Origin of the sequence: Bradyrhizobium iriomotense (assembly GCF_018129405.1) — a bacterium.
GTDB lineage: Bacteria > Pseudomonadota > Alphaproteobacteria > Rhizobiales > Xanthobacteraceae > Bradyrhizobium > Bradyrhizobium iriomotense_B.
Genome location: NZ_JAFCLP010000001.1, coordinates 33,692 through 57,758 on the forward strand (window position 1 = coordinate 33,692; position 24,067 = coordinate 57,758).

1 protein-coding gene (only partly in view) is annotated in these 24,067 nt (G+C 63.3%); it reads right to left on the reverse strand.

Going from position 1 to position 24,067, the window contains the following annotated elements; genetic code table 11:
• A protein-coding gene (locus JQ592_RS00185) for an LEPR-XLL domain-containing protein (RefSeq protein ID WP_211400916.1) crosses the window boundary here: on the reverse strand, positions 1-24,067 show its 3' portion. The gene runs 4,427 nt beyond the window's last position; 24,067 of the gene's 28,494 nt are visible here — the last part of the coding sequence; its start codon lies beyond the right edge, outside the window; the stop codon is at positions 1-3.

The following is a 24,067-nucleotide window of genomic DNA, read 5'->3' on the forward strand; positions in this document are numbered from 1 at the left end:
TCAGGCATGGCCCTGAAGATTCATCGACAATGGACGTACGCGGAGGCCGGCGTTCGGATTCCACTGGGCCTTGTTCTGGCCCACGTGGTTGAGGAAATCGTCGAGCCACTCCTGCGAACCATTGGAAGGTCCTGAGGCGAGATGCTCAACGGCATCGAGACTATTGTGCCAGTTTATGCTGGTTGTTTCCTTCGCGCTATTGATATTGCGCGAGGAGTGATGCTCCGGCGAAGAGAGGTCGTCTTGCGAGACTGTCGAGCTCTTCGGGACACCGCCCGTCAGGCTTGCCGACAGCGAGACAAAGGACTTGCCGGGATCCTCGGTTGTGCCGACGGACTTGCGGAACTCGCCGTTCTGCGAAGCGCTTGCGATCGGGCTCAGGAGGATGTTCGAGATCAGCGTAATGCCGCTGGGCTCGTCCGCCTTGGCGACCGCCGGTAGCGGCGGCGCGATCGTGGTCGTTGCCGGTGCAAGCGGGATCAGCGTCATCTGCGGCGCGACTTGAGCGGCAGCCGCGCTCTGCAACAGTGCCGCGGAAGCCGGTGCCGGATGTCCGGCCGGCTCCGGCAGCCGCCTTTCGCCCGCGCGCAGGGTCATGCCGGCCACGTCGTCGCCGAGATCTTCCGGCATTCCCATGGCGTTGCCCATCTCATGGACGATCGTCGTGAGCAGGTCCATGTGTCCGGCAGCCGGGCTTGACGATGCGGCTTCGAACACCTCATACGACAGCCGGATCGCGAACTCCCGGTTGTCGCCAGGCGTCGGGTCGACGAACCATCCCCAACCGGCCGCCGCGGCATCAAGAACGATCGTCGATCCCGTCGTCGCACCCAACATCTGATCCGGCAGGTCGGCGATCAGGACCGTGACCTGATCGAGGATCGACAGACGCGGATCGGCCGGTCCAAGTGCGGCGGTCCAAGCCTGTTTCGCAGCCGCAACAATCGCCGTCAGCTGGTCGGCCGTCACCACGGCGACGTCCGTCGCCGGAGGCGCCGCCAGCGCGGCCACCTGCGGCGTACCGCCACCGGCATAAGCGATATCGTCACCGCGGATCAGCACGTTGTCGAAGGACGCATTGCCGTTGCGGGCGTAGAGCCCGAGGCTGCCGTCGTGCACAAGGACATTGTAGTTGAAGTTCAGGACGCTCTTGCCGTTGAGGACGACGTTGACGTTGTTCGTCACGCCCTCGGACAGGGCTACGAGCAGACTATAGTCGGTCCCGGCAGCGATGGTCGTGCTTGCGACGGCGTCGACGTACCAGTTGCCGTAGCTGCGGTGTCCGAGCACGACCTGGTTGGTTCCGGCGATAATGCCGGCATAGAGGAAGTCGTTGCTCGATGTGTACGCAAAGGTGAGCCCTGCCGACGTGCCGGCCTTGGCCGCATTCACCGTCGCCGAGTATTCGACGTAGGACAGTGGTGCAACCGCGAACGCACGCGTGGAGAAGGCGGCGTCGTTCGCCGGCGGAACCGCAAAATAGCGGCCGCTCGTCCCGCTGGTGGTGGTCCATGTCCCGGTCTGGGCCGCAAAGTTATTTGCGACGCCGTCCGAAAAATCTTCCAGCACATTATAGGTGAAGCTGATCGGCAACCTCTGCACCGTGTACGAGGTGTACGCGGCGATGGAGTTATTGGTGCCGACGCCGACCATTCCCGTGTTCAGCGGCGCGTTGAACGCATAGGACACCTTGAGCGTGCTCGCGGCCTTGCCGCCGTTTGCACTGGTCACCGTCAGGGTCGCCACGGTTCCGTTGACCGAGAGCAACAGTGTGTTCTGCGAGTTCAGGCCCAACCCGGGCTTGCCGGCGGAAAGTGTCGCAAGATCAGTCCAGCCGGTGTCCGAACGCTGACCGATCTTGATCAGGTTGTTGGTGACGTCGATACCCGCGTACTTGAAGTTGTTCGTTCCCTGATAGTCGAAGATGATGAAGCCGTTCTGCAGGGTGCCACCGCTGGACACCTTCATGGTGGACTGGATTTCGAAGAAATTGCCCGGCAGCCACATATCGAGGTCGAACAGGCTGACGTTGTCGCCGCTCACCTTCAACGTACTGTTCTGGTAGGTGCTGTTGGTCACGGACCAGCTGCCGCTGTCGGCGAACATGCCGGTTACGGTGTTTGGTGCGTAGCTCGCGCTGCGCAGCACGTCGCGCTGCGTGCCCGGCGTGTTACCAGCCTGCGGATCGGTCGGGGCACCGGTCTGGGCGTGCCAGGCGGCATCCTGCTGCAGCACCAGACCGAGCTCGCCGGCCGGCTCGCCATTTCGACTCGGGATGGGGTCGTTGGCCTTGGTCGGGGCCGGCGGCAGCGCGCCATTGTTCAGATCGGAGTAGCGCGTGGCGTCGACGCCGTCGCTCAGGGACTCCGCATACAGGAAGTGGTGCAGGAACGGCTGCATCGTGCGGCTGACCGTCGCCATGCCGAATTCGGAGAACGGCACGAGATAGCTGTTGTACTCACCGACCCAGTCGATGAGCCGGTCGCCGCCGGTATTGGCGATCAGAACGTCCTTCCCTGCTCCGCCGTAGGCCCGATCTTCGTAGGTCGGTGCGGTCTCCGGAACGTTGTTCAGCCCGTTCGCCGTCGTCAGGTCGTCGTCGGCGTTGAGCAGATCGTTGCCCCAGCCGCCATAAGTGTGGTCGCGGCCCGTGCCACCGACGATCCAGTCGTTGCCGTTATCGCCGAAGATATCGTCGTTGCCGTCGTCGCGGACCGGCCCGTACGTCACGGACTGGTTCTGGTTGCCCGGCGTCGTGCCACCCGGCCTCAGGACGCCCTCGGTCTGGTCGAAGTTCAGGAAGAACTCGAGGCCGGTACCCGTGCTGCTGGCAGTCCCATCCGCATTGAGGAGAATCTTCCGCATCGGATTGTTCTCGTCGTACAGCGCGAACTCGCCCGTACGGTTCGCGATGTGCGGATGGGTGAACTTGCCGTCCGGATCCGTCGGATTGAAGCGCAGCGCGTCACCGGGATTGAACGGATGGTAGTAGTCGGTCTCGGCGATGCCGTTGAGATCGAGGAGGCCGTTCTGCATCTGCGTGTAGGAGAGCTTCAGCGCCTCGGCGCCCGACACTGCGTCGTCGCCGGAGCCGCCATGGATCCAGTCGCTGCCGAGGCCGCCGAAGATGATGTCGTCGTTGTGCCGTCGGGTCTTGCCGTCGCTTGCGGCGCCGTTGTTCTTCGTGCTGACGACCGAGAAGTCGTCACGGGTTCCGTCGAAGCTCGGGTCCGAGCTGAACGGCGTCAGGTCGACGGTCTTCTTCAGGGCGCCGCTCACATTGATCGTGTCGATCTGCATGTTGCCCGGCGTGAAGATGTACTCGTTCAGCGCGTTGCCGTTGCTGTACTTGGGATCGGCGTCGCTGGAGAGCAGCGGGGCGATGCCGAAGAGCGGCTCGCCCACGCTGACCAGATAGGAGGCATTGGCGGGGTCGGTGCTAAGGCTGTTGCGGCTGGTGAAGATGCGGCCGTCGTCACCGATGATGCCGTCCGAGCCGGTGCCGCCGGAGATCCAGTCGTTACCATAGCCACCGATCAGGTCGTCGTCCTGGCCTTCGCCGTACAGCCAGTCCTCGCCCTTGCCGGCGTAGATGAAGTCGTCACCAGATTCGCCATGCAGCTCGTCGGCCGCGCCGATGTCGGACGGCTGGTGCACCGGATCGAAATCAACGCCGCCCGGCGTGTAGTCGAGCAGACGATCGACCCGCGGGATGATGCGAACGAAGCCCACGGCGCTGTTGTAGTTGTCGTAGTTGAAGGACAGGAAGCCATTGAGCGTCTGGACCGGATTGCCAGCCTGCGCGATCGCGCCGGCGATGACGAGTGCGCCGACCGGTGGCGCAACCTGACCCTTGATGCCAACCAGGCGGATGACGTCGCCGTTGTCGCCGATGATCGAGTCGGAGTCGTTGGCATGGCCATTCGGCGTGGTTGCAATCAACGCGTTGCCGTCGATCCCCGCATCACCGATCGCGTTGCGGGCGATACCGCGGCCCGAACCACCGAAGATCAGGTCGGAGCCGTCGGGCCGCTTGGCCGGCGTGTTGAGGCTGAACAGATCGGAGCTGCCGCCGATCAAGTCGTCCTGATTCTGGTTACCGAACAGGATGTCGTTGTCACCGCCGCCTTCGATGTAATCCTGTCCGTCGGACGCTCCATCGAATGACGGACGCAGGAACAACGCATTGGCGGCGTCGCGGAACAGGTTGCCGGCGATGTTTGCGGCGACGTTGAGAACGCCCACTCGCCCGCCGATCGCGGTGGAATAGCTGGCGCTGCCGTCGCCATTGTCGATCAGCGTGTGAGAGACGTACTCGATCGAGCCGTCGCCCTGCGCGACGTCGTTGCCCATTTCACCGAAGATCATATCGTCGGCAGCGCCGCCGGCGATGTAGTCGTTTCCGTACGAGCCGGCCGGCGCCAGCACCGTGCTATTGCCGTGGTCGAACAGGGTGATCAGGTAGTCGCCCCAGCTGCCATGGCCGCGCGGATCGGCTTGCGGCAGGCCGTTGGCGTAATCCAGGCCGGCGGCCAGGGTGTCGGTGCTCAAACCGGTGCTGTAGATCTGCGAACCCGAGAGGGTCTCGAAGCGCCCGTTGCGGAAGTCGCCGAGATGTGTCGTCCGGCTGAGCGCGACGTTGTCGCCGAACAGCAGGTCGCGGCCGTTTTCGCCGTCGAGCGAGTCGTTACCCATCCCGCCGATCAGGATGTCTTCGCCGCCATTGCCGAAGATCGTGTCGTTGCCGCCGTACTGCCGGGACTGGCTGACGATGGTCCGGGCCAACAGCGTCGTCTCGATGCGCTGCGGCGTGAGCGAAACCGGCTTTGTGGTATCGCGCCAGCCGGAAGTGGCCTGCCCGATGTCGCCGAGGTCGCCGAAGATCACGTCGTCGTAGTCGCCGAACGCGTCGGTTGCGGTCGATCCTGGCGCGTCGCCGTAGATCAGGTCGTTGCCGCCGTCGGTGACGTTGTCGAGCACCGTGGTCCCGGTGTTGCCGGCCGTCTGCGCGACATTGAGGACGCGCGTGATGACGTCGACGTTGAAGCCGGAATCGCCGTAGATGTGGTCAACACCGCGCTGGCCGATGATCGTGTCGTTGCCCGACCCGCCGGCGAGATGATCGCCGGCCTGGCTGCCGATGATCGTATCGTCACCCTTGCCGCCGTAAGCCGTGATACCGACCGTCGGCAATTGCCCGGCCGGGATATTGCCGAACAGGTTGTGCGCGTCGATGACGTCGTTGCCCGCGTACCTGTACTCGTTGGCCAGCGGGAACACGTAGAAGTCGGCGTTCTGGCCGAGCCTGTTGCGCTCGACGATCGTGCGCGTGAGCGTCGGCGCCGAATTGCCGTTGTTGGTCAGCGTCAGGAAGGCGGGCTTCAGGTCGAACATGAACAGCGTATCGACCTTCGTCCCCTGCCCGGAGATGATCGCCTGCTCGGGACCTTCCGCGATGACACTGTTCGACACCTTCAGTACCAGCACCGAGCCTGCCACATGATCAATCTGGAAGACACGCTTGTTCCCGGGATCTCCCGGCGAGCCTGGCTTGTCCGGCGTGCCGTAGACAGCGATGTTCATGCCGGCCTTGAAGCCGTCGTCAGACCAGTTGAGGCCATCGGACCTCGTGATGGTGTCGCCGGCCGCATTCTGAGCAAACGTCACGAGATACTGCGAGCCCGCGATTGCGACAGCGCCGACGTCGGCCGCGATCCGTGCGCCTTCCGTGATCGTTGGCGCGCCCGGATCCGCCAGCGTCGTCGGAATGACGCTGTTCTTGACCTCGAGGGTCAATGTATTCGCGGTGACGTCCACGAGTGTGAAGTTGACGTTGTTGTAGGTGGTGAGCGAGACCGAGATGGTCTGGCCCTTGGCAAAGCCTTCGGCCAGCCAGTTGCCGCCGTCGAACCGTGTGATGGTGTCGCCGGTATTGGCACGGGCAAACGCGACCTGATAGGTGCCGCCGATGGCGATCAGGCCCTCCGGCACGAAGCCAGGATCGAACAGGCCCTGTCCCGGCTGCAGCTTGATCGTGCCGCTGTTCCACTCCTTGATCGTGTGGTTGCCATTCGCGAAGGTCGTGAAGGCGGGCGTCAGATCGCTCAGGATCAGGGTGTTGTAGACCAGCGGATGAGCCGGATCGGTTCTGGTGAGAGTCTTCACGTTGCCGACTGGCGTGCCGTCGATCGTGATGAGGCCATCGACCAGGAAGCGGGTCAGATCGGTGCTGCCGTTCCAGTCGCCGGTCGTGCGCTTGATGACGCCGAACGTGCCTTCCAGCGTCGTGAACGTCGAGAATTCGAGGCCCAATCCGGCGACCTCGGGGTTGGCCTGCCCCAGGGACGGCGTCGCCATGGTGAACGACACGTTGTCCATGTGCGGCTGCGGCTTGTTGCTGAACTTGCCGAGCGAGGAGGATTTGTCCGCCTTGCCGTTGTACCAGATGCCGTCCTGCGTGGTGTCGCCGTAGACGACCAGAGGCGCATCGACGTTGACCGTCATCGGGGCCGCGAAGGTGGGTAAGCCCACCGCGCCCTTGACCAGCAGCGTGTCGCCGGCAACGGCGCCCGTGGCGAAGCCCGTCACCAGGAAATTGCCACTGATCCCGATCGTCACCGGCTCGGTGCCGACCGTAGGCACGACGGTGTTGACCGCCGTCAAGGTCAGGGTCAAATCCGTCACGCTCTTGATCGTGAAGTTGCCGTTGTTGGTGAGATTGCCGTTGGTGCTGGTCGTGCCCGAGAGAACGATCGTCTCGCCGGCAACGAAGCCATCCGATAGCCAGCTGCCGGTGCTGCGCGTGATCGTGTCACCGTTGCCATTGGGATTGCGCGCAAATGTGACGCCAGCGTACGACCACTCACCGGTGATGGTGATCTGTTGGCCGACGGCGAACGCGCTGTCGCCCAAATTGTCCGAAGCCCAGCCATGACCATCCGACCGGGTGATGCGGTTGGTCGTTCCCTGCGGATCGCCGTCCTGTGCGGCCGCGACGGTGTTGATGCCGTTGATGTATTCCGTCGTGCCGTTGACATTGATCGTATCGCCGCCGATGCGGACGATTGCCACCTTCTGGATCGCGGGCAGCGCGGTCAGATCACCGCCTGTGAGCCTCAGCTTCGTGCTGGTGGGATCGTCGGTCACGAACCACACGCCCGGCTGTCCGTTGATGGCGACTGCCTGGCCCTTGGCGAAGCCGTCGGCAATCCAGCTGCCGCTGCTGCGCGTCAGCGCCTTCGCCGCGACGGTAAACGGTCCGGACACGACGTTCCGGCTGGTCACGGCCACGGTGCCGACAAGTCCGGTTGCGGGGGTCAGCGTCGTGTTGCCGAGAAGCAAGGCACTGCCGAAGCCGGTGCCGGACGGCGTGCTGGCGTTGTCGAAGCCAAGGACAGTGGCGTTCCCGACATTGCCGTTGGACAGCGAGAATGACACCTGCTGCCCTGCTGCGAAGCCGAGATTGTCCCAGGACAGGCCGTCCCGGCGGATGATGCGGTCGGCCTGAACGTCGAAGTTGCTGGTCACCTGCAGCCAGTCGGTCACCGAGATCGTCCCGGTGGCGTTGGCCAGAAGCGTCAGTGCGGGGGCTCCGTTGGCGGCAAGCAGAACCAGGATGCTGCCGGGCTTGAGGTCCTGATCGAGGATCGCGGTGATCGTGTAGGAACCGGTGACGGCGCCGCCGACCGTGTCGAGGCTCAGCATCACTTGCTGGCCCACGGCGAAGCCGGCGTCCACCCACGAGCGGCCGTCCGTACGCTCGAGCGTGCCCATCTTGCCACCCAGGCTGGGCGTGATGTTGAAGGCGTTGGTCGGCGCGATGCCGGCCGTCATCTGGATCGGCGCATTGCCGCCACCGTGGACGGTGGTGAGCCCGCCGTGCGCGGAAACGAGCCCGATCGTGCCGTCGGCATTGTGATCCGGCCCCGGGATCAGCGTGCTGTTGATGTCCAGCCGGTCGTTGCCGGCGCCGAGGAAGATGTTCACCGACTCGATCGTCGAGTGGCTTGCATCGGTGCTGAACTCATGCGTGACCGGGTCGACGACGATCGATCCGTAGCTGATGCCGCCCGGATACTTGACGGACTCGCCGAATGGCGCCGGCGCACCCGCCAGCAACTTGCTGAAATCGAGGGTGCCGCCCATCTCGAAGCCCGTCAGGGCCGTCGAGGTCAGCGTGCCCGTATCGTTGGCGACCGTGCCGTCGTTGTAGATGTTGAGCACGTCGATCGACTGGGTCTCCGGCGGCTGCGGCGGGATGTTGAACAGCGGGCCATTGGCCTCGCCGGGCAGCAGCACGGCCTGTACGAGCGAACGGTCGGCCGCAGTGGTGCCGCCTTCCACGGCCAGCGGCCCACGGATGCCGTCGAGACGGTGCGCGACTTTCGGGAAGGCGCGATAATTCTCGTGGCCCGGCTGGATGTCGAACCATGGGTCGGCGATCAGCTGAACCGTAACCTGCTGATACCAGTTGCCGGTGTCCGGATAATTGATGTCGGGTTTGGGCGCAGGCGGCGTATAGGTCACGCGCGCGGCCATCTGGATGACCGTCACCGTAACGTTGTTGCCGTTGCCGCCGAGTGACCCGCTGTAGATGCCCGACGCCGGGTGGTCGGTCAGCACCAGCATATCGAGCTTGTCCGGGGTCGTGCCGGTGATGAGATCGATCTTCTCGATCTTGTCGCCGCCAATGCCCTTGATCTTGATCAGCTGGCCCTCGAAGAAACCGCTGTCGAGCCAGCTGGTGCCGTCCCTGCGGACCAGCACGTCCAGCATCTTCCTGATGCTGACGTTCTGGTACGAAGCAGCCGCAGCCGGACTGCCGCTGAGTGTCAGTTGCGAGTCGCTCACCCCGGTTACCGTAAGTGCCGTCCCCAGGGCACTCTGGTCCGCCTGGAGGATGGTGATCACCTGCCCGATGGCAAAATTGTCGTTCTTGAAGCTGCCGACGTCGTTCCTGGTGATCACGTTGCCGGACACGCTGATGTTGCCGGTGAAGAGCTGGAACGGCACGTTCGTGACGCTGTAGTCGACGTTTCCGGTGTACCGGCCGCGTTCGACGACCATGTCGATTGCCACGGTCTTGTCGTCGTCGGTATCGAACGTACCGAACGCCGTCGGCAGGGCCGAGCCACCTGCATCCGTGAGGCGGATGGTGCTCGCCGTGACGCCGTCGTTCGCGGAATCGATCGTGTAGAAACCGCTGGGCAGATTGATGTCGCCGTTGTCGACACCGGCCACGCCGGTTCCCTCGATACGGATGCGCTGGCCCGGCAGGAATCCGTCGCCGATGAAGCTGCCGGTCTCCGAACCGCTGGCGCGCGTGATGATCACAGTGTGGGCATCGACACTGGTCACGGTGATGTGGCCGGTGAAGAGCTGCACGGGCTGGAGCCCGCCCGTTTCCTGCAGACTGACCCGGCCGCCGGTCACGAGGTCGGTCTGTCCGTCCGTCACCACGTCGACGTTGACATCGGACTTCGGCGGGCTCTGCAGGCGCATCGTGTAGCTATCGCCCTCCCCCGGCCCGGCCGAGGTCGTACCAGCCGTGACCAGCGTCCGACCGGCGCTCTCGAGCAGGAACACGCCCGCCGTCTCGTCGTCCAGCACCTTGGCATAGATCGGCGTGTCGCTGCTGAACGCGGCGTTCTTGTATGCCGTGTTCGTCGTCGATACGAGACCGTCCAGGTTAACGGTGCTCAGGAATACGCCGCCGGTGAAGGTCGGCACCACGTTGGCCAGTGTCTTCAACGTCAGCGTCGTCTCGGTAGCAGCAGTGATGAGATAGACGCCAGCGTTCGGACCACCCGTGATGGTGATCCTGTGACCGACCGAGTAGCCATCGGTCAGCCAATTGGCGCCGAAATCCGCCGGATCCTGGCGGCTGACCGTGGCGCCGGCGAAGGTGAGATTCAACGACTGATCAACGTAGATCGAATGAACGATCGTCGTGTTGTGCGGATCCTGGACCTCGCCGTCGTTCACGGCCGAGGCGACAATGATGACCGGGCTGTTCCAATTGCTTGAATCGAACGTCAGGTAATAGACTCCCGAACGCACGCCAGACTGATCCAGCCCAACCTTCAGACGCGACGGATCGAGCGAGCTCAGCGTCATCCGGCTGTCCTGCGGCTTCAGCGCAATGGTGACCGAGCCGCCGACGGGCTGGTTCTCGAGCTCGACGGCATAGAGGTCGGTCACCTTGGTCGTGTCGTCACCCTCGAGGACGATCGTGTTGTTGTCGCTCGGATGGTTGAGATACTTCGCCGGATAGTTGACGGGATCGGTCGTCGTCGGATCCAGTTGCGTGATCAGGATCCCCGGCTGGTCGTTGTCGTGAATCGTCACTTCGACGTTGCGCACGATGGCATGGTTGAAGGAGGCATCGTCGCTCAGGACGCTGTGGCTCGTCACCACCGTCCGCACACCCTCCGGCCGGTCGTCGTCGACCGCCATCAGATGGACCAGATGCTCGTGCGCCTTGTCCCAATTGGTGTCGTCGAACACCAGCACGATGGACCGCGCCGGGACGTGGATGAGGGTTCCGTTGAGGTAGATGTCGCGGTCATAGTTCGTTGCCGCAATCGCTCCGACCTTCGAATCGTCCTCCGCCAGAAGCATGCTGTCGCCCGGCGGCAGGCCGTTCGCGTCAAGAGGAACCAGGCCGTTGCCGAGCTCGTCCAGGATGTCGCCCGAATGCAGCAGCCCGTCCTTCACATGCTCTTCCTCCGGCGGCATCGCCGCCGTGATGGTGACGTAGACGTGGGTGCCGTGGACCGGGGCATGCTGCAGATAGACGCCATAGACGTCCTGCGTGCCGCTCTCGCTGATGTCGGTGAAACCGCGGCTCGCATCGCCGAGCACTTCCTCGTCGATGATCACCTGTCCCTGGTTGGGCCGCGCGACGCTGAGATCGATGCCGTCGGCAACGATACCGTCATAGGCCGAGTCATCCGAGGTGACCCGGTTGTTCACCATTCCACTCGTGCCTTCGATATCGCGTGACACCACCGGGCCGGTGACGTCACCCGCAACGTTCAGCGTGTCGTTTCCGAGGCCGCCGATGACCCGCGTCGCCACGCCCGGCTGCGTGCTGAGCACGTCGATGATGTCGTCTCCCTCCAGCGCATCGACCTCGAGAACCTCGATGTTCTGATAGGTCACCGTCAGGCCGGCTCCGAAGATGCCCTTTTCAGTGACGACGATGTGGTCGGCAAACTCGGTGCCGAGGATCACCAGTTTGTCGAAGCCGTTGCCGCCGTCGACCGACACCGGCGCGTTAATGTTGTATTCGACCTGGTTGGCACCGGCGCCCGTTCGAATGGCGGTTTCGGCCGCCGTCGAGAAGCCCCTGGTGAGCTTTGGCTTTGCGATCTCCTGGACCGGATCGACCCAGACGATGTCGCCCGTGACCGGGTTGGTCTCGGCCAACGCGAAGGCCCGTACCGTGAAGAGGTCGTTGCCATCGTCGCCTTCGAGGCGCAACGGCGATTGATTGCTGTAGACGGTGAACGTGTCATCGCCCGTGCCGCCCTCGGCCACCAGCGGCGAGGTCGCACCTGCAGAGAGCCAGCCGCGCGTCGTGGCGACCGTCCCGTAGATGCTCTGGGGCGTCAGCGAATTGACCAGTTGCGGGAACTGATCGTAGGGCGTCACGACCGAACCGCCGAACGTGTTGCCGAGCGGCGCCGGCGAATGCGTGCTGCCGTCACGCTGATAGCCGTAGATCTGGCCGATCTGGAACGAGTCGTTGTCGGCCCCGCCATCCAGCGTCGTAATGGCGGCATTGTCGTCCACCGCAAAGTAGTCGTTGCCGCCCTGGCCGAACACCATCAAGCTGCCGTTGATGGAGCTGTCGTAATTGATGCGCTGGACGCTTTGCGACCGGACGTTCGGATCGTTGTTGGGATCCGAGACCTGCGCCTGCGCGAGGTTGTTCACATGCAACAGCGCCACGAATGCCGAATCGTCGGCATAGAGCACCGGCCGGTTCGCCGTCTCCTGGGCGATACCGGTCGTGCGACGCAGCAGGAACACGTCATCGAAGCCCTTGTTGGCTCCGCGATAATCGGCATTCGGATCGTTGATCGCGTTGTCGTCGCGACCGTACACAGTGAGGTTGTCGACGCCGTCGGCAGCGGCGCCGGTATCGAGCACATTGACCACATAGTTGCGGACATCGCCATGCGTGCCAGTCGAGTTGACGACGTAGGTATCCGATGCCGACTGGCCGTCCAGCGTCAGGGTGTCGCCCGTTTCGACGCCGGTCTGCGTCTCCTGGGTGATGACCATCGACTGCAGCTGGTTGACAATGAAGAAGTCCTCGCTGTCGCCTGCCGGGGCCACCTTGTTGTTCTTGACCTTTGCGGAGACGGACTCGGCCCTGACAAAGTTCACGGCCGAGAGCGTGAGAATGGTCGCCGTAACGTTCAGCACCGTGAAGCTGCGGTTGTTGGGATCGTCAGCGATCCCCGTGTCGACCGTGACGATGTCGCCGATGGCGAATCCGGCCCACGTTCCCGCCGCGGCGGTAATCGTGTCGCCGCCGGCATCCCGCGCGAACGTCATGGTGGCGGTGACATTGATCACCTGCGTCGGCGTGTTGCTGCCGAACGCGCGGGTCTTGCCGCCCGAATAGCTCGACATCAAGCCGGCATTGCCGATACCAAGGCCCGTCGTGAACCCGCCATCGGGGATGACCTGGGAGGTGCCGCCGCCCAGGATTGGCGAGCTGGCGGTACCGCTCTGGCCACCGAGGTAAGTTTCGTCGAAGTAGATCTGGTCGGTATCGGCGTTGCCGAAGACGCGGGTCAGGAAGCCGCTCGCCGTCGCGCCGTGGGCGATGACGCCATGCAGGTGCATGACGGTGCCATAGTTGGGATCGCCGACATCGAGGTTGGCGCCGGTGGTCCGGGCGAAGTCCCCGTAGATGTCGACGTTCTTGCTGGCCAGGATCTGCGAGTTTGGATCCGTCGTGACGTTGTCCGCGACCCGGAGCAGGATCGAGCCGTTGGCTGCGTTGACGAGGCCATGAGCAACCTGTTCGGTCGCCCCCTCGAGGAAGAGCACCGGCCCTGACGCAAGCAGATTGAAGTCTTCGCCCTGCTGCGCGCTCTCGCGGACGGTGAAGCGGACATTGCCGACACCCGCAGTCCCGAGCGACTGCAGCAGCACGACCTGCGCATCGCGCGCGAAGAAGCTGCCTGTCGTCGGCAGGGTCTCGGTCAGATAGATGCTGCCGGTAGCCCGCGCCCCGATCGTGCCGTAAGCGTAGGCCTGCGAATCGATTTCCAGGTCGTTATTGCCGTTGGCCTGCGGGTTGGTGATATCTCCACCCGTGGTCTCGCCAATGTTGCCGCCGTTGGCAAACAGGTTGATCGTGTTTCCGATCACATTCGCTGCATCATCACCGCCGACGCCACCGCTGCGGTCCACGAGCGAGCCCGCGACTGACGAGAGCGCGACGTCACCCTTGGTCTGGATGATGTCGATCTTCATGTCCCCGACGGTTTCCGTCAGGAACACGCCGTAGGTCCCGACACCGGCCGGGCTGAACGGCGGCGATGCATAGCTGAACGGAGTCGTATTTGAGGCGATGTCCGTCGCGTTGATCACGCCGAGCACGCCGCCGTCGGAATCGACGTTGACCTCGAGGAAATTGCCGGGTGTTCCGATCCCGCCACGCCCGGACTTGTCGTCGGTGTCGCCGATCAAATTGTTGCCGGCGGTCATCGTGATGTTGTTTGCCGCCGTAACGTCCGCGGTGGTCAGGATGCCGTCATTGAGCGCGTCAATGATCGCCGCCGGCGAACTCAGCGTCACGTTCGCCAAAGTCGAGCGGATCTCGCCGACCCGCAGGTCGTCGGTCTTTTCAGCGATGGTAATATCGCCGTTCGTCAGCACATCCACGTGGTGAACGTCGCCAGCACCTGCGGCCCCTCCGCCAACGATCTCGGTAATGCCGTAGACGTTGATGATGTACGGACTGGCCGAATTCGGGTCCGCCGCCTTGACGATGATGTTCCGTTCGGACGTGATACCGGCGCGGTAGAGGGCCCCAACGCCGTTGAGCGCTCTGATGTCGTAAGTGCTGTTGATGTGCGTGGCTGACGCACCTGCATTGGTGAACAGACCCGCGTTCAGTGGGCCGCCGTCGGTGCCGTCCGGCGTGTCGAAGAAGGTATGGTGCAACTCGCCCGGGAAGCCAGGCCCGCCTGGATAGATGACGTCGACACCGCCGATCTTGCCGGCCGTGGTGCCCGTATAGGTCACGACGCTGACGTCCGTCTCCTGCACGCTGCCCCTGAGCAGGAGGTCCGCGTTGCCCGACGTGTTCACGGCATCGACGATGACATTGTACGTCACGTCGGGATTGGACACATCCTGCCGCACGTGGCTGGCGGTGTCGCGCAAACGTGCCTTGACGTCGAGATAGGCATTGCCTGCGGCGCTCGGCGTCCCGTCGGCAACGACGGTAAATCGCTGAGCCGGCGTGAGCTTGTGCGAATTGGTCAGAGTCCCTGCCGACGTGATGTCGACGATGGCGCCGGGCCCGTCCTTGAGGACCTGCGCCAATTGCAGGCTCAGACCGTCATCCGACACGATCGCGTAGTAATACTGGCCGCTGACCAGTCCGCCGAGCGGGGTCGCCGACTCGTACTTCACCAGCTCGCCGGTAAAGAATTGATGCTGGCCGAGCGAGATCGAATTGTCGGCGACACTCACGCGTGCGCTCAGGAACGTCGTGGCCGCCGGGACCGTCTCGCTGTCGACGACGTCGACATTGATCCGGTTCGAAGAGGTTCCGATGTTCCCGTTGTGTGCTTCGAGGTCCAGGATGTTGGTCCGGATCAGCGAGCCCGGATCGCTGTCGTTCACGCGATTGCTCGTCGAAAGTATGTCGCCATCCGCAACGGTGACCCGCGTCGTTCCGATCGGATTTTCGATGACACCGTTCAGCGTGATGTTCGGCGGATCGTCGTTCGTATTCTCGATGTCGATGAACGTCGGCGCCACGTCTCGCTTGATGCTGAAGTCGAGCGTCCGCGAGTTCGTATTCGATACGTCGACGATCGGATCAACCGTGGTGTTGACCACCTTGATGCCGTTAACAATCAGGTTCTTCTTCGAATGATTGACGATCTGGACCTTGGTGAACGTGTCGCGGAAGGTCCAGGTGCCGGGGCCGGCGCTGTTCTTGATTGCACTGGAATCGACGTTACCGGTGCTCAGATAGGCCTGACCGGGATCATCATTGACGATGTTGTCAACGGTGATGTTGTTGCTCGCGTCATATGCGACATCGCCGACATTCTGAGACCCGAGGTTCAGCAGATTAAGATTGACGATCTTGGCGATCTTGCCGTTCTCATCGATCTCGAGTTGCGGCGACTTGCCAGACAGAATCAGGACATTGGCGCTGAAGTCGATCACGGGTTCGACATGCCTGTCGTTGACGGGCGAGTCTGACCCGTCGACCGCCAGCGATCGGAGACTGGTGTCGTTGGGGGTATTGACGCTGATCGCACCGTTTTCGGCGCTGACGAACAGCGCCAGGTGATTGTATTGACCGCCACCGACGTCCTTGTCCTCCAGCGCCGGATCGTTCGACGGATCGCGCGGCCCCGCCGTGATCTGTGCGTTGGCTTCCGCGAGGATCTTCGAATTGAGCGTCGTATGGTTGACGGAATCCGCCGAGACGTAGCCGAACAGACCGGTGGCGCGCGCGAAGGAATCCGCAGTCGTGCTGATGACGTCAGGCGGAACCGTGCCGGGCGCGTAGCGCGTCACGAGATCGACGCCCTCGTAGCCGGTAATCGCACCATGATCCTTGAGCGTGACGTTCGCATTCTGGGTCGAATTGACCGTTGCGTCGGCCGTTCCGATGGCGACAAGTCCGCCGCCCTCGCCGTCCGCCCGCGCATAGACGTCCAGCTGGGTGATCCTCGCCGAAACGGATACGGTACGCCCCGCAAGCGACGAGGCCACATCGATCAGCGCCGCGGTGGTGCCGTTGTTCGTCACGTCCGCATCTGCATTTCCGTCGCCGCCGATGCCGACGCCGGTTGCGTCTGCGCTCGTGTGCTGGAAGGACCGCGACTCCGCCTTGACCAGCGCGTTGTTGCCGGCCAGGACGTCGGCGCCGCCCTTGATGGAAACGGTGGTGTTGTATCCAATGGTGGAGTCCACACTGGAGACCGCTGCGCCGATCAGACCGCCCGTGATGGTGCGACCGCTGTTGTCGGAGTTGTTCTGATCAAATGCCGAGAGAATGAAGTTGCGCCCGGCAACCAGGTGGCTGCCGCCATCGACATAGGCGTCGCTGGTGACGTTTTGCGTGCTCGTGGACGGGGCGATGCCGATACCGATCAATCCACCGCCCGCGTTCGTGCTGGTAGCGGTCGATGAGGTCGTCGACAAGCTGGTGATGGTGATGTCGAGACCAGCCCGCATCTGGTCCGAATGGACATAGCTTCTGACCGTCGGGTCATTGTTGATGGTGGCGTTGTTGTACTGGACGCTGACGGCTCCGCCGCCCGAGCTGTTCGACTTCGCCGACGATGTGCCATCGCCGGAGGGCGGCGAAGTCACGTTGAGGGGCACGCCGCCCGGTCCCGTCAGTCTCTGACCGTTAGTGACGTCGCCGGTCGACGTGATATCGAGCCGCAGGAACTGCGTGCCTGAACCGGCGCCAATATCGATCGCCTCGTGGCCGATCTGATGGTTGTTCGACGCCCCCGGCTGCGCCGCCAGGGTCAACGCCGGCCCAAACTTCGTGAGCGACAGACCGAAGGTACTGGCATCGTTTGTGCCATCGAGCACAACGAACAGCGTTTTGCCGTCCAGGCTCGCACCGTTCCCTGTCAACGGCAAGTCACTGAGCTTGATCAGGCTTTGGATCGTGCTGTTACCGACTGCCTTGGTGAAGCCACCGTTGGTCACCTGATTTGCCACCGTCAGCGTCAGCGTCGTTCCATTCACGGCGGCAATGGTATAACTGCCGTTGTTGGCCCCAGTGCCCCTGATCGTGATCTGCTGGTTCTGCAGGAAGCCGTGATCGGCCCAATTGTACCCGGCTGCTGAAATGGTATCTCCGCCGGCATTCCTGGTGAAGGTAAGCGCGAGCGTCGGGTCGCCCGAGATCGCAATCTTACTGCTATTTACCGTTGTGGAGATGTCATTGACCACAGTCACCGTGTTGTTTTCGGTCAACGTCAGGGTATTCGCGCTGACGCCGTTCGCGGCGATGTGGTAGGTGTGAGAATTGTTGCCCCCGCCGCCGATGATGGTGATCGTCTGTCCCGCCTGGAAGCCGCGATCGATCCAGTTCTGGCCCGCGCCCGGTGCGGTGTGGAACGTTATCGTGTCGCCGCCTGCGTGTTGCGCGAAGTCGAGATTGGCGGTCGCGGTTGCACCGAGCTGGATCGTATCGGTTCCTGTCCCATCGGGGTTCAGGATTCGATAGGTCTGCCCGTTCTGTAGCCCCTCGATGACTTTCGCCGGGCCGACTACGCCCGTCGCGCTGTATCTGACGAGATCATTGAGCGCGAAGTTCGGATCAGCGACGACTCCCGTCGACGAGTTGACGAACTGAATGTTGTCCTTACCGGTATCGGGAGTGAGCGTAGCAACGTTGCTGAGGTGGCCAAGCTCCGGATCATCGTAGCTGGTCAAGCTTCCGTCGACATCGACCTGCTGCGTGTTGAACGTGAGAGACGGCGGCGCATGATAAGTCACCGCCTCCCCGTTCGTGAAGCTGTTCGCCAACTGGATTTCGTTTCCGACGATCGTCGGCGTGAACGTGGTGAGATGCAGCCCACCAGCCGGATCGTAGTCAAGCAGCTTGATGCGGTTCGCATCGAGCGCCAGCACCCAATAAGTGGCGCCATCAGTCAATCCGTTGACGGCAGTGGACGGATGGTCAGGGTCCGTACCCTTGGTATAGATGACCTTCTCGCCGGTCTTCAGATTGTGCGGCGCATCGAACGTGATGATGTCCGTGGCAGGATCGATCGACGTCGCGCCATTGAAGATGGCGCCGAGGGACACGTGGTTCGGGTCATCCACGATGACATTGTATTCGCGGTAATCCTTGTCGTTCGGTGCCGGCAGCCCTGTGCTGGCCGCGCCCTGCAGGCCGCCGACGGCCGTCTGGTTGTTGTTGTCGTAGGCAACGACGTCGCCATCGCTCAGTCCGTGGTTCGTGACCGTCAGCGAGTTGGATCCGTCGTCGCTATGGGTGATCAGGTAGTCCGGCACCTGCCCGAAGTTCGGCTCGGCAAGAGCGGTAACCGAAATGCTTCCGAGTTGACCGGCCTCGGTCTTGCCCGACTGGATATAGGCCGTCACCGCCGGAACGACCGAGGTATCCGACTTCGAGCCGCCGATCACGATGCCGCCCACGGCGACACCCTTGGTGACAGCGTCGCCCTCCGGATGCTCGGTCGCGGAAACGGTGATGTTGGAGCTGGCACTGATGGTACCGGTGGTGTCGATATAGGCCTGCACGTCCGGCTTGATCGTCGCATTCGAGTAGTTGAATCCGGCTGCGAACAGGCCGCCGGTCACAGACTGGGACTTCGCACTGGCGATATCGCTCGACTCGGCCGTGACGTCGAGTGTCGAGGCGCCCGCGGTGTCCGAGGCCCCCTTCACCTCACCGTCCAGATGAGCCTTGATCTTTCCTTCCGCATGCGCACCGGAGATGGTGATGCCGATACCGGCCACGCCGCCGGCGATACCCGCCGCGTTCGCCACGGCATTGCTGTTGCCATCCGCGGTCAATTTGACGATGCCAGTGTTGTCGATATCCATGCCGGAACCGACAGACGCCGTAATGGTCGGGCTGTCCGTGGCATCCGCGACAGCGCCCGATATTCCGATCCCGCCCAGCGCCGCCGTAAAGGACGTCGCAGCAGCGCCGTAGCCATCCGGCCGGGTGACCTTGGCCTCGACAGTCAGGTTCTTTCCGACGAAGGTGCCGTCGTCGCCATTGCCGAGCGTGGCCGTCACGGTCGGCTCCAGGTCCGCGATCGAGAATGCCGCACCGCCGGCGAACGCGCCCGTGCTGTCGCCTTCGGCCGTCGCGTCGACATTGCCCTTGAAGGTCGCGGAAATCAGCGATTCACCCGTGACCTTGATGTCGGCGCTGCCGACGGTCGCGCTGACGGTTGGCTTAACCGTCATGAAGCCGAAGTTGATCGAGGCGCCAGCCGCAACACCGCCCGCAACGCCGAGGGTGTGGACCTCTCCGATGACCTCGGAATCAGCCGACACGGTCAGATCGCCAACGGTTTCCGATTGTCCGATCTGGACGTCATCGCCGATCGAAGAGGTGGTCGAACCATTCACGGTTCCCTGGGTGAAGCTCGCGCCCACACCAACGGCGCCGACCGAGATGCCACCCACGTCGAGCTTGAGGTGCTGCTTGCTGTAGGATGTGACGGATACGGCGTCCGCCTTGACGATCGTGCTGCCGGCCCCGATCGATGCGCTGCTGGTGCTGTCGTCGTTGACGATCGAAACCGCCGCACCAATGCCGACCAAGCCGCCCGAGAAGGCGAACGCCACGATCGGCAGATCCTCGTCCAGGTGAGAACGAACGGTGATGGTATCGCCCGCCGACAGCGTACCGCCGGCCGAGGCCGTGACGTTCGAGTGGACGTTGCGCACGCTGATGCCCGCGCCGGCACCGACCACGCCGACGGCAACGCTGCCCGTTGTCGTCGTCAAATCCAACTCTTCGGTCGCCTGAACATCGATGGAGCCGCCTGCCGTCACCGACGTGCTGCCGCCCTCAATGATCGCGGAAGTGCCGCTCGGAGGCGGAGCAGTCAGCTTGCCCTGCGCCTTATTGCTGAGCTTGCTCGAGCCGATATCCCCCTGCGCTTTGGTCGTCGCAGTGCTGATGCGATTCCCGGTCTTCCCCTGCTGGTTCATCGAGCTGTTGCCCATGGTATTCGAACCCATGGTCGTGCTCTTGTCCGCGTTGTCCTGGGCATCCTGGTCCGCGGTTATCGTCTTGTCGCCGTCCGCCGTGCCGTCATTGTTGCTGTCGACTTCGACCTTCTTCTGAAGGACGTTCCTGCTCGTGTCGGTCGCACCGGAATTGCTGCCGTCGTCGATCCGGCTATCGGAATTCCGGCTGTCCTGGTTATGGTATTCCGTCTCCAGCGACGAGCCGATGTTCCACACCGATACGGCACCGGCGGCTCCCACGAAACCGCCCGCAGCACTGATGACGACGGAACCGACGGACTTGTAGGCGACCGCGTTGACCTCGACATCGTCCAGAGCGTGCACATCGGCGCCGGACAGGATGCTGGCGCTGGTGTCATTGTTCAGCACGCCGACGTCGATGGAGCCCGCTGCACCGACGAATCCGCCGGCCGCCGCAACGACAATCGCCTGCACCGTGGCCTTGTCGCTGGCATCGACATAGACATCCTGGCGGAGATCGGCGTTGCCATTGTCATTGGCATTGATGAAGGCGTCACCGATTGTTGCCGCCGTCTTCGCTTCGATAACGCTCACCGCAACCGTGACCGATACGCCGACGAAGCCGCCCGATCCTGCGATCGCCAGCTGCAACACATCTTCCGACGAGCGCGCGTCGAGAATGACGCCGTGTGCCTCGGCCGTGACGAAGTCATGGTTGCCGTCCAGATCGCCGGAGCGGACGTCGGTTTCCCCTGTGCCCTTGCCGAGCGCCGTCACATCGGCATCGTCGCTGATGCGCGCTTCGGTGTCCTTGGATATGACCATGACCCCGACACCCGCGCCGATGCCCACGAATCCGGCACCGAGACCACCGCTGACAATTGTGACCTGCGTGTCGTCGTTGGCCCGCAGGACGACGTCGCCGTCGGCCCGCACCTTGCCTCCAACTTCCGCCGTGGTCTCGCCATTCAGCGACAGGACATTCACTCCCGCGCCGACGCCGACCAGGCCGCCGGCAAGGCCGACACCGACCAGCAACAGCTTCTCGCTCGCGTCCGCGATGACGTGGACATCATCCTTTGCCGTCACGTCGGCGTCGCCTATCGTGGCGGTCGTGATGTTGTCGGTGACGGTCACATCGACCGCCGGCGAAACGGCGACGGTGCCGACGGAGACGGCACCCGCCGCAGCGGTATGACGGAAGTCGTTCGACGCCACCACAGTCACGGATTGGGTCGGATCCGCGTCGGACTGATCCTTGTTGATCTTGGCGTCGTCCGAGATGAAGGCATTCGTTGTCGCGTTGATGACGTTCACGGAGACCGCGACGCCGATGGCAGCGGTGCCCGCGGCCGACACGCCGATCGAATAGCTTTCGATATCGTCGTTGTTCGTCGCCGCAACGATGACGCCGCTGGTCGCCTGGGTCGCAGCAGTCAGATGCACGTTCCGGCCGAGATCGGGATCGTCGACCGAAACGGCGTTGCCGTCGGTATCCTTGACGCTGGAGGCCCCATCGCCGCTGCCGATCGGTGTCGGAGGGTTGATTTCGCCCGAATTCTTGAGATCGCTCTCGCTCGCACCCGCCGAGCTTTTTGCTTCGATGCCGGGCGCATTGGTATCGAACTGAACGAGCGTCTTGGTCAGCGCGCCCGTCAGCCCCTTGTTCGAGGTCAGGACGATCTGGTTGGCGCTCACACTGAAAATCGTGTAGTCGCCGTTATTGCCGCCGGCGCCGGTAACGTTGATCGTCTGGCCGGCGGCGAAGCCGTCGGTGACGAAGCTGCCGGCCGCACGCGAGATCGTATCGTGCGTCCCGTCGTTGCCGAAGGTGACGCTGATCGCCCCCGAATTGACGCTGTCATATTTGGACTGTGCGCTCGCGTTGGACGCGTTCAAATCGAATCCGCCCGTCGGCGCATCCAGCTGGCTATGCCCGTCGCCTGTCACCTTGGCGCCGGCCCCGATGAACGCTTCCGTCGTCTTGTTGGAGACGGTTATGCCTCCCGCCGCCGTGATCGCCGCCGTGCCGGAGAAGGACGCGGCGCCGATCACCTTGTCGAGCTCGGTTTTGTCGTTTGCCCAGACGCGGACGCTGCCGTGCGCGTGAACATCACCCTCACCTGCGGTGAGGATGCCGTCTGTCGGGTCATCCCCGATGAACGCACGCGTGTGGTTCTCTATCACATGTACGCTGACGTCTGCCGTCACGGCGGCCGTAGCTGACGCAGAGAGGCCCGCCGCCACCGAGGTGATGTCTTCGGACACGAGCGCCGTCACGTCGATGTCGCCGTCTGCGGTCGCAGTGACGCCAGAGTCGATATAGGCTGTAGTCGTCTTATCGATCTTGGTGGCGTCGATGCCGACGCCAACGCCGACGGAGCCCGACATAGCAAGCGAACCGGCCACCGTGACAATGGAGGTGTCGTCGCTGGCATGGACCCACACATCCGGCGTGCTGAGACCCGGTGACGTGGCATCGATCAAAGCGCCGCGACCGATTCGCGCGGTCGTCGTTTCGTCGAGCACGTTTATCGTTGCGGCACCGGACACGGCAACGCTTCCGCCGCCACTGCCGGCAGCGGTGATGCCGATCAGATCCTCGCTGGATGACGCGATGACGTGCAGGCCATCGGAACCGTGCGTATGCACCGCCGCGTGATTGCCGACATACGCTTCGACGATATCGGTATGGACCAGGGTCTCGTCGCCTGCACCGACGCCGACGCTGTTGCCGCCGCCAATGGCTGCCGCGATGACCTTGATCGTGATCGCGCCATGCGCCGATACGGTGACGTTTCCGCCCGCCGTGACGATGGTATTGTTGTCCGCGGTGTCGTCTGCGATATAGGCCCGCGTCTCGGTGTGCACGACATGAATGCCGAATGTCGCGCCGATGCCGACGGAGCCCGCGCCTATCCCGGCATTCGCCGCAACCGATATGATGTCCTCCGTCGAATCGGCCGTGAGAGAGACATTCCCTGAGACGTCCACATGGGCGCCGACGCCGACATAGGCCTTCGTGTTCTTCGTGATCGAGGAGAAGTCGAGGCCCGCACCGACGCCTACGCCATCCAGCGAAACCGCGGCGCTGCCGGCGATCGACGCCCAGTCGTAGGTATCTGTCGCGCTAACGTTGAGAGATCCCGCAGACGCTCCGCTCTTACCCGCAACCAAGCTGCCGTTTTCGACGCTCGCCTGCGTGGTGGTATTGATCACGCCGATCGATACCGACCCCGCAACGGCGGCACTGCCGCCACCACCGGCCGCAGAGATGGCCACCGCACCAAGGCTGATGCCGGGATCGTCGATCTGCTCATTGACGCTGTCGGGGAGATCGATGACGCCGATCATGTTGATCGTATGTGTCGCCGAGACGCTCACCGCTCCGTCGGCATGGACGATCGCACCGCTGGCGTCGCCATCAGGCGTCCCGATGCTGGCGATCGTGTTCGATCCGCCTGCGCCAGTACCGATGACATCAAGCGCAATTGCGCCGCCCACGACATTGCCGCCCGTCGAGAATGCAACAGTGGCGGCAATCGCCTGCAGCCCCATGTTGTGCTCGGCGGTCACGGTCACCCCGCCGGTGGATTCCAGATCCGATCCGTCAAGCGCTTCCGCCGTGGTATCGACATCGATCACGTTGAGCGCGAACACGCCGGCAATCGAGGGGTCGTTCGACTTGTTGCCGCTTGCGGCAAAGGCAGTCGCGACAAAGTCGTTGCGCTCGGAATTCGTCGTCACGGCCTCGATGGTGATGCCGTTGCCAGTGATGACAGACCCGTTATCCACGGTTGCGGTGTTGCCGAGAGACACGAAGTTGAGCGCCACCGCGGCCGAAACGCTGGTCCCCGAACTGTCGCTGAGATTGACGGACAGACCATCGGCCTGGGCTTTGCTGTCGACGCTCGCGCGCGCTGCGATGGTGACGGCCCCGCCGCCGGTCAGATCTGCGCCGTCGGTGACGGTCGCGGCGTTCGTCAGCTTGACGATATTGATCGCGACGGCGGCCGCGACGCCCACGCCGCCCCCTCCGGAACCGGACTCGGAACTTGCGGAGGAATTGCCGCTATTGGTGTTATTGCTGGCGGACTCCATCGACCGGTTGCCGCCGTTGTTCTGCGTA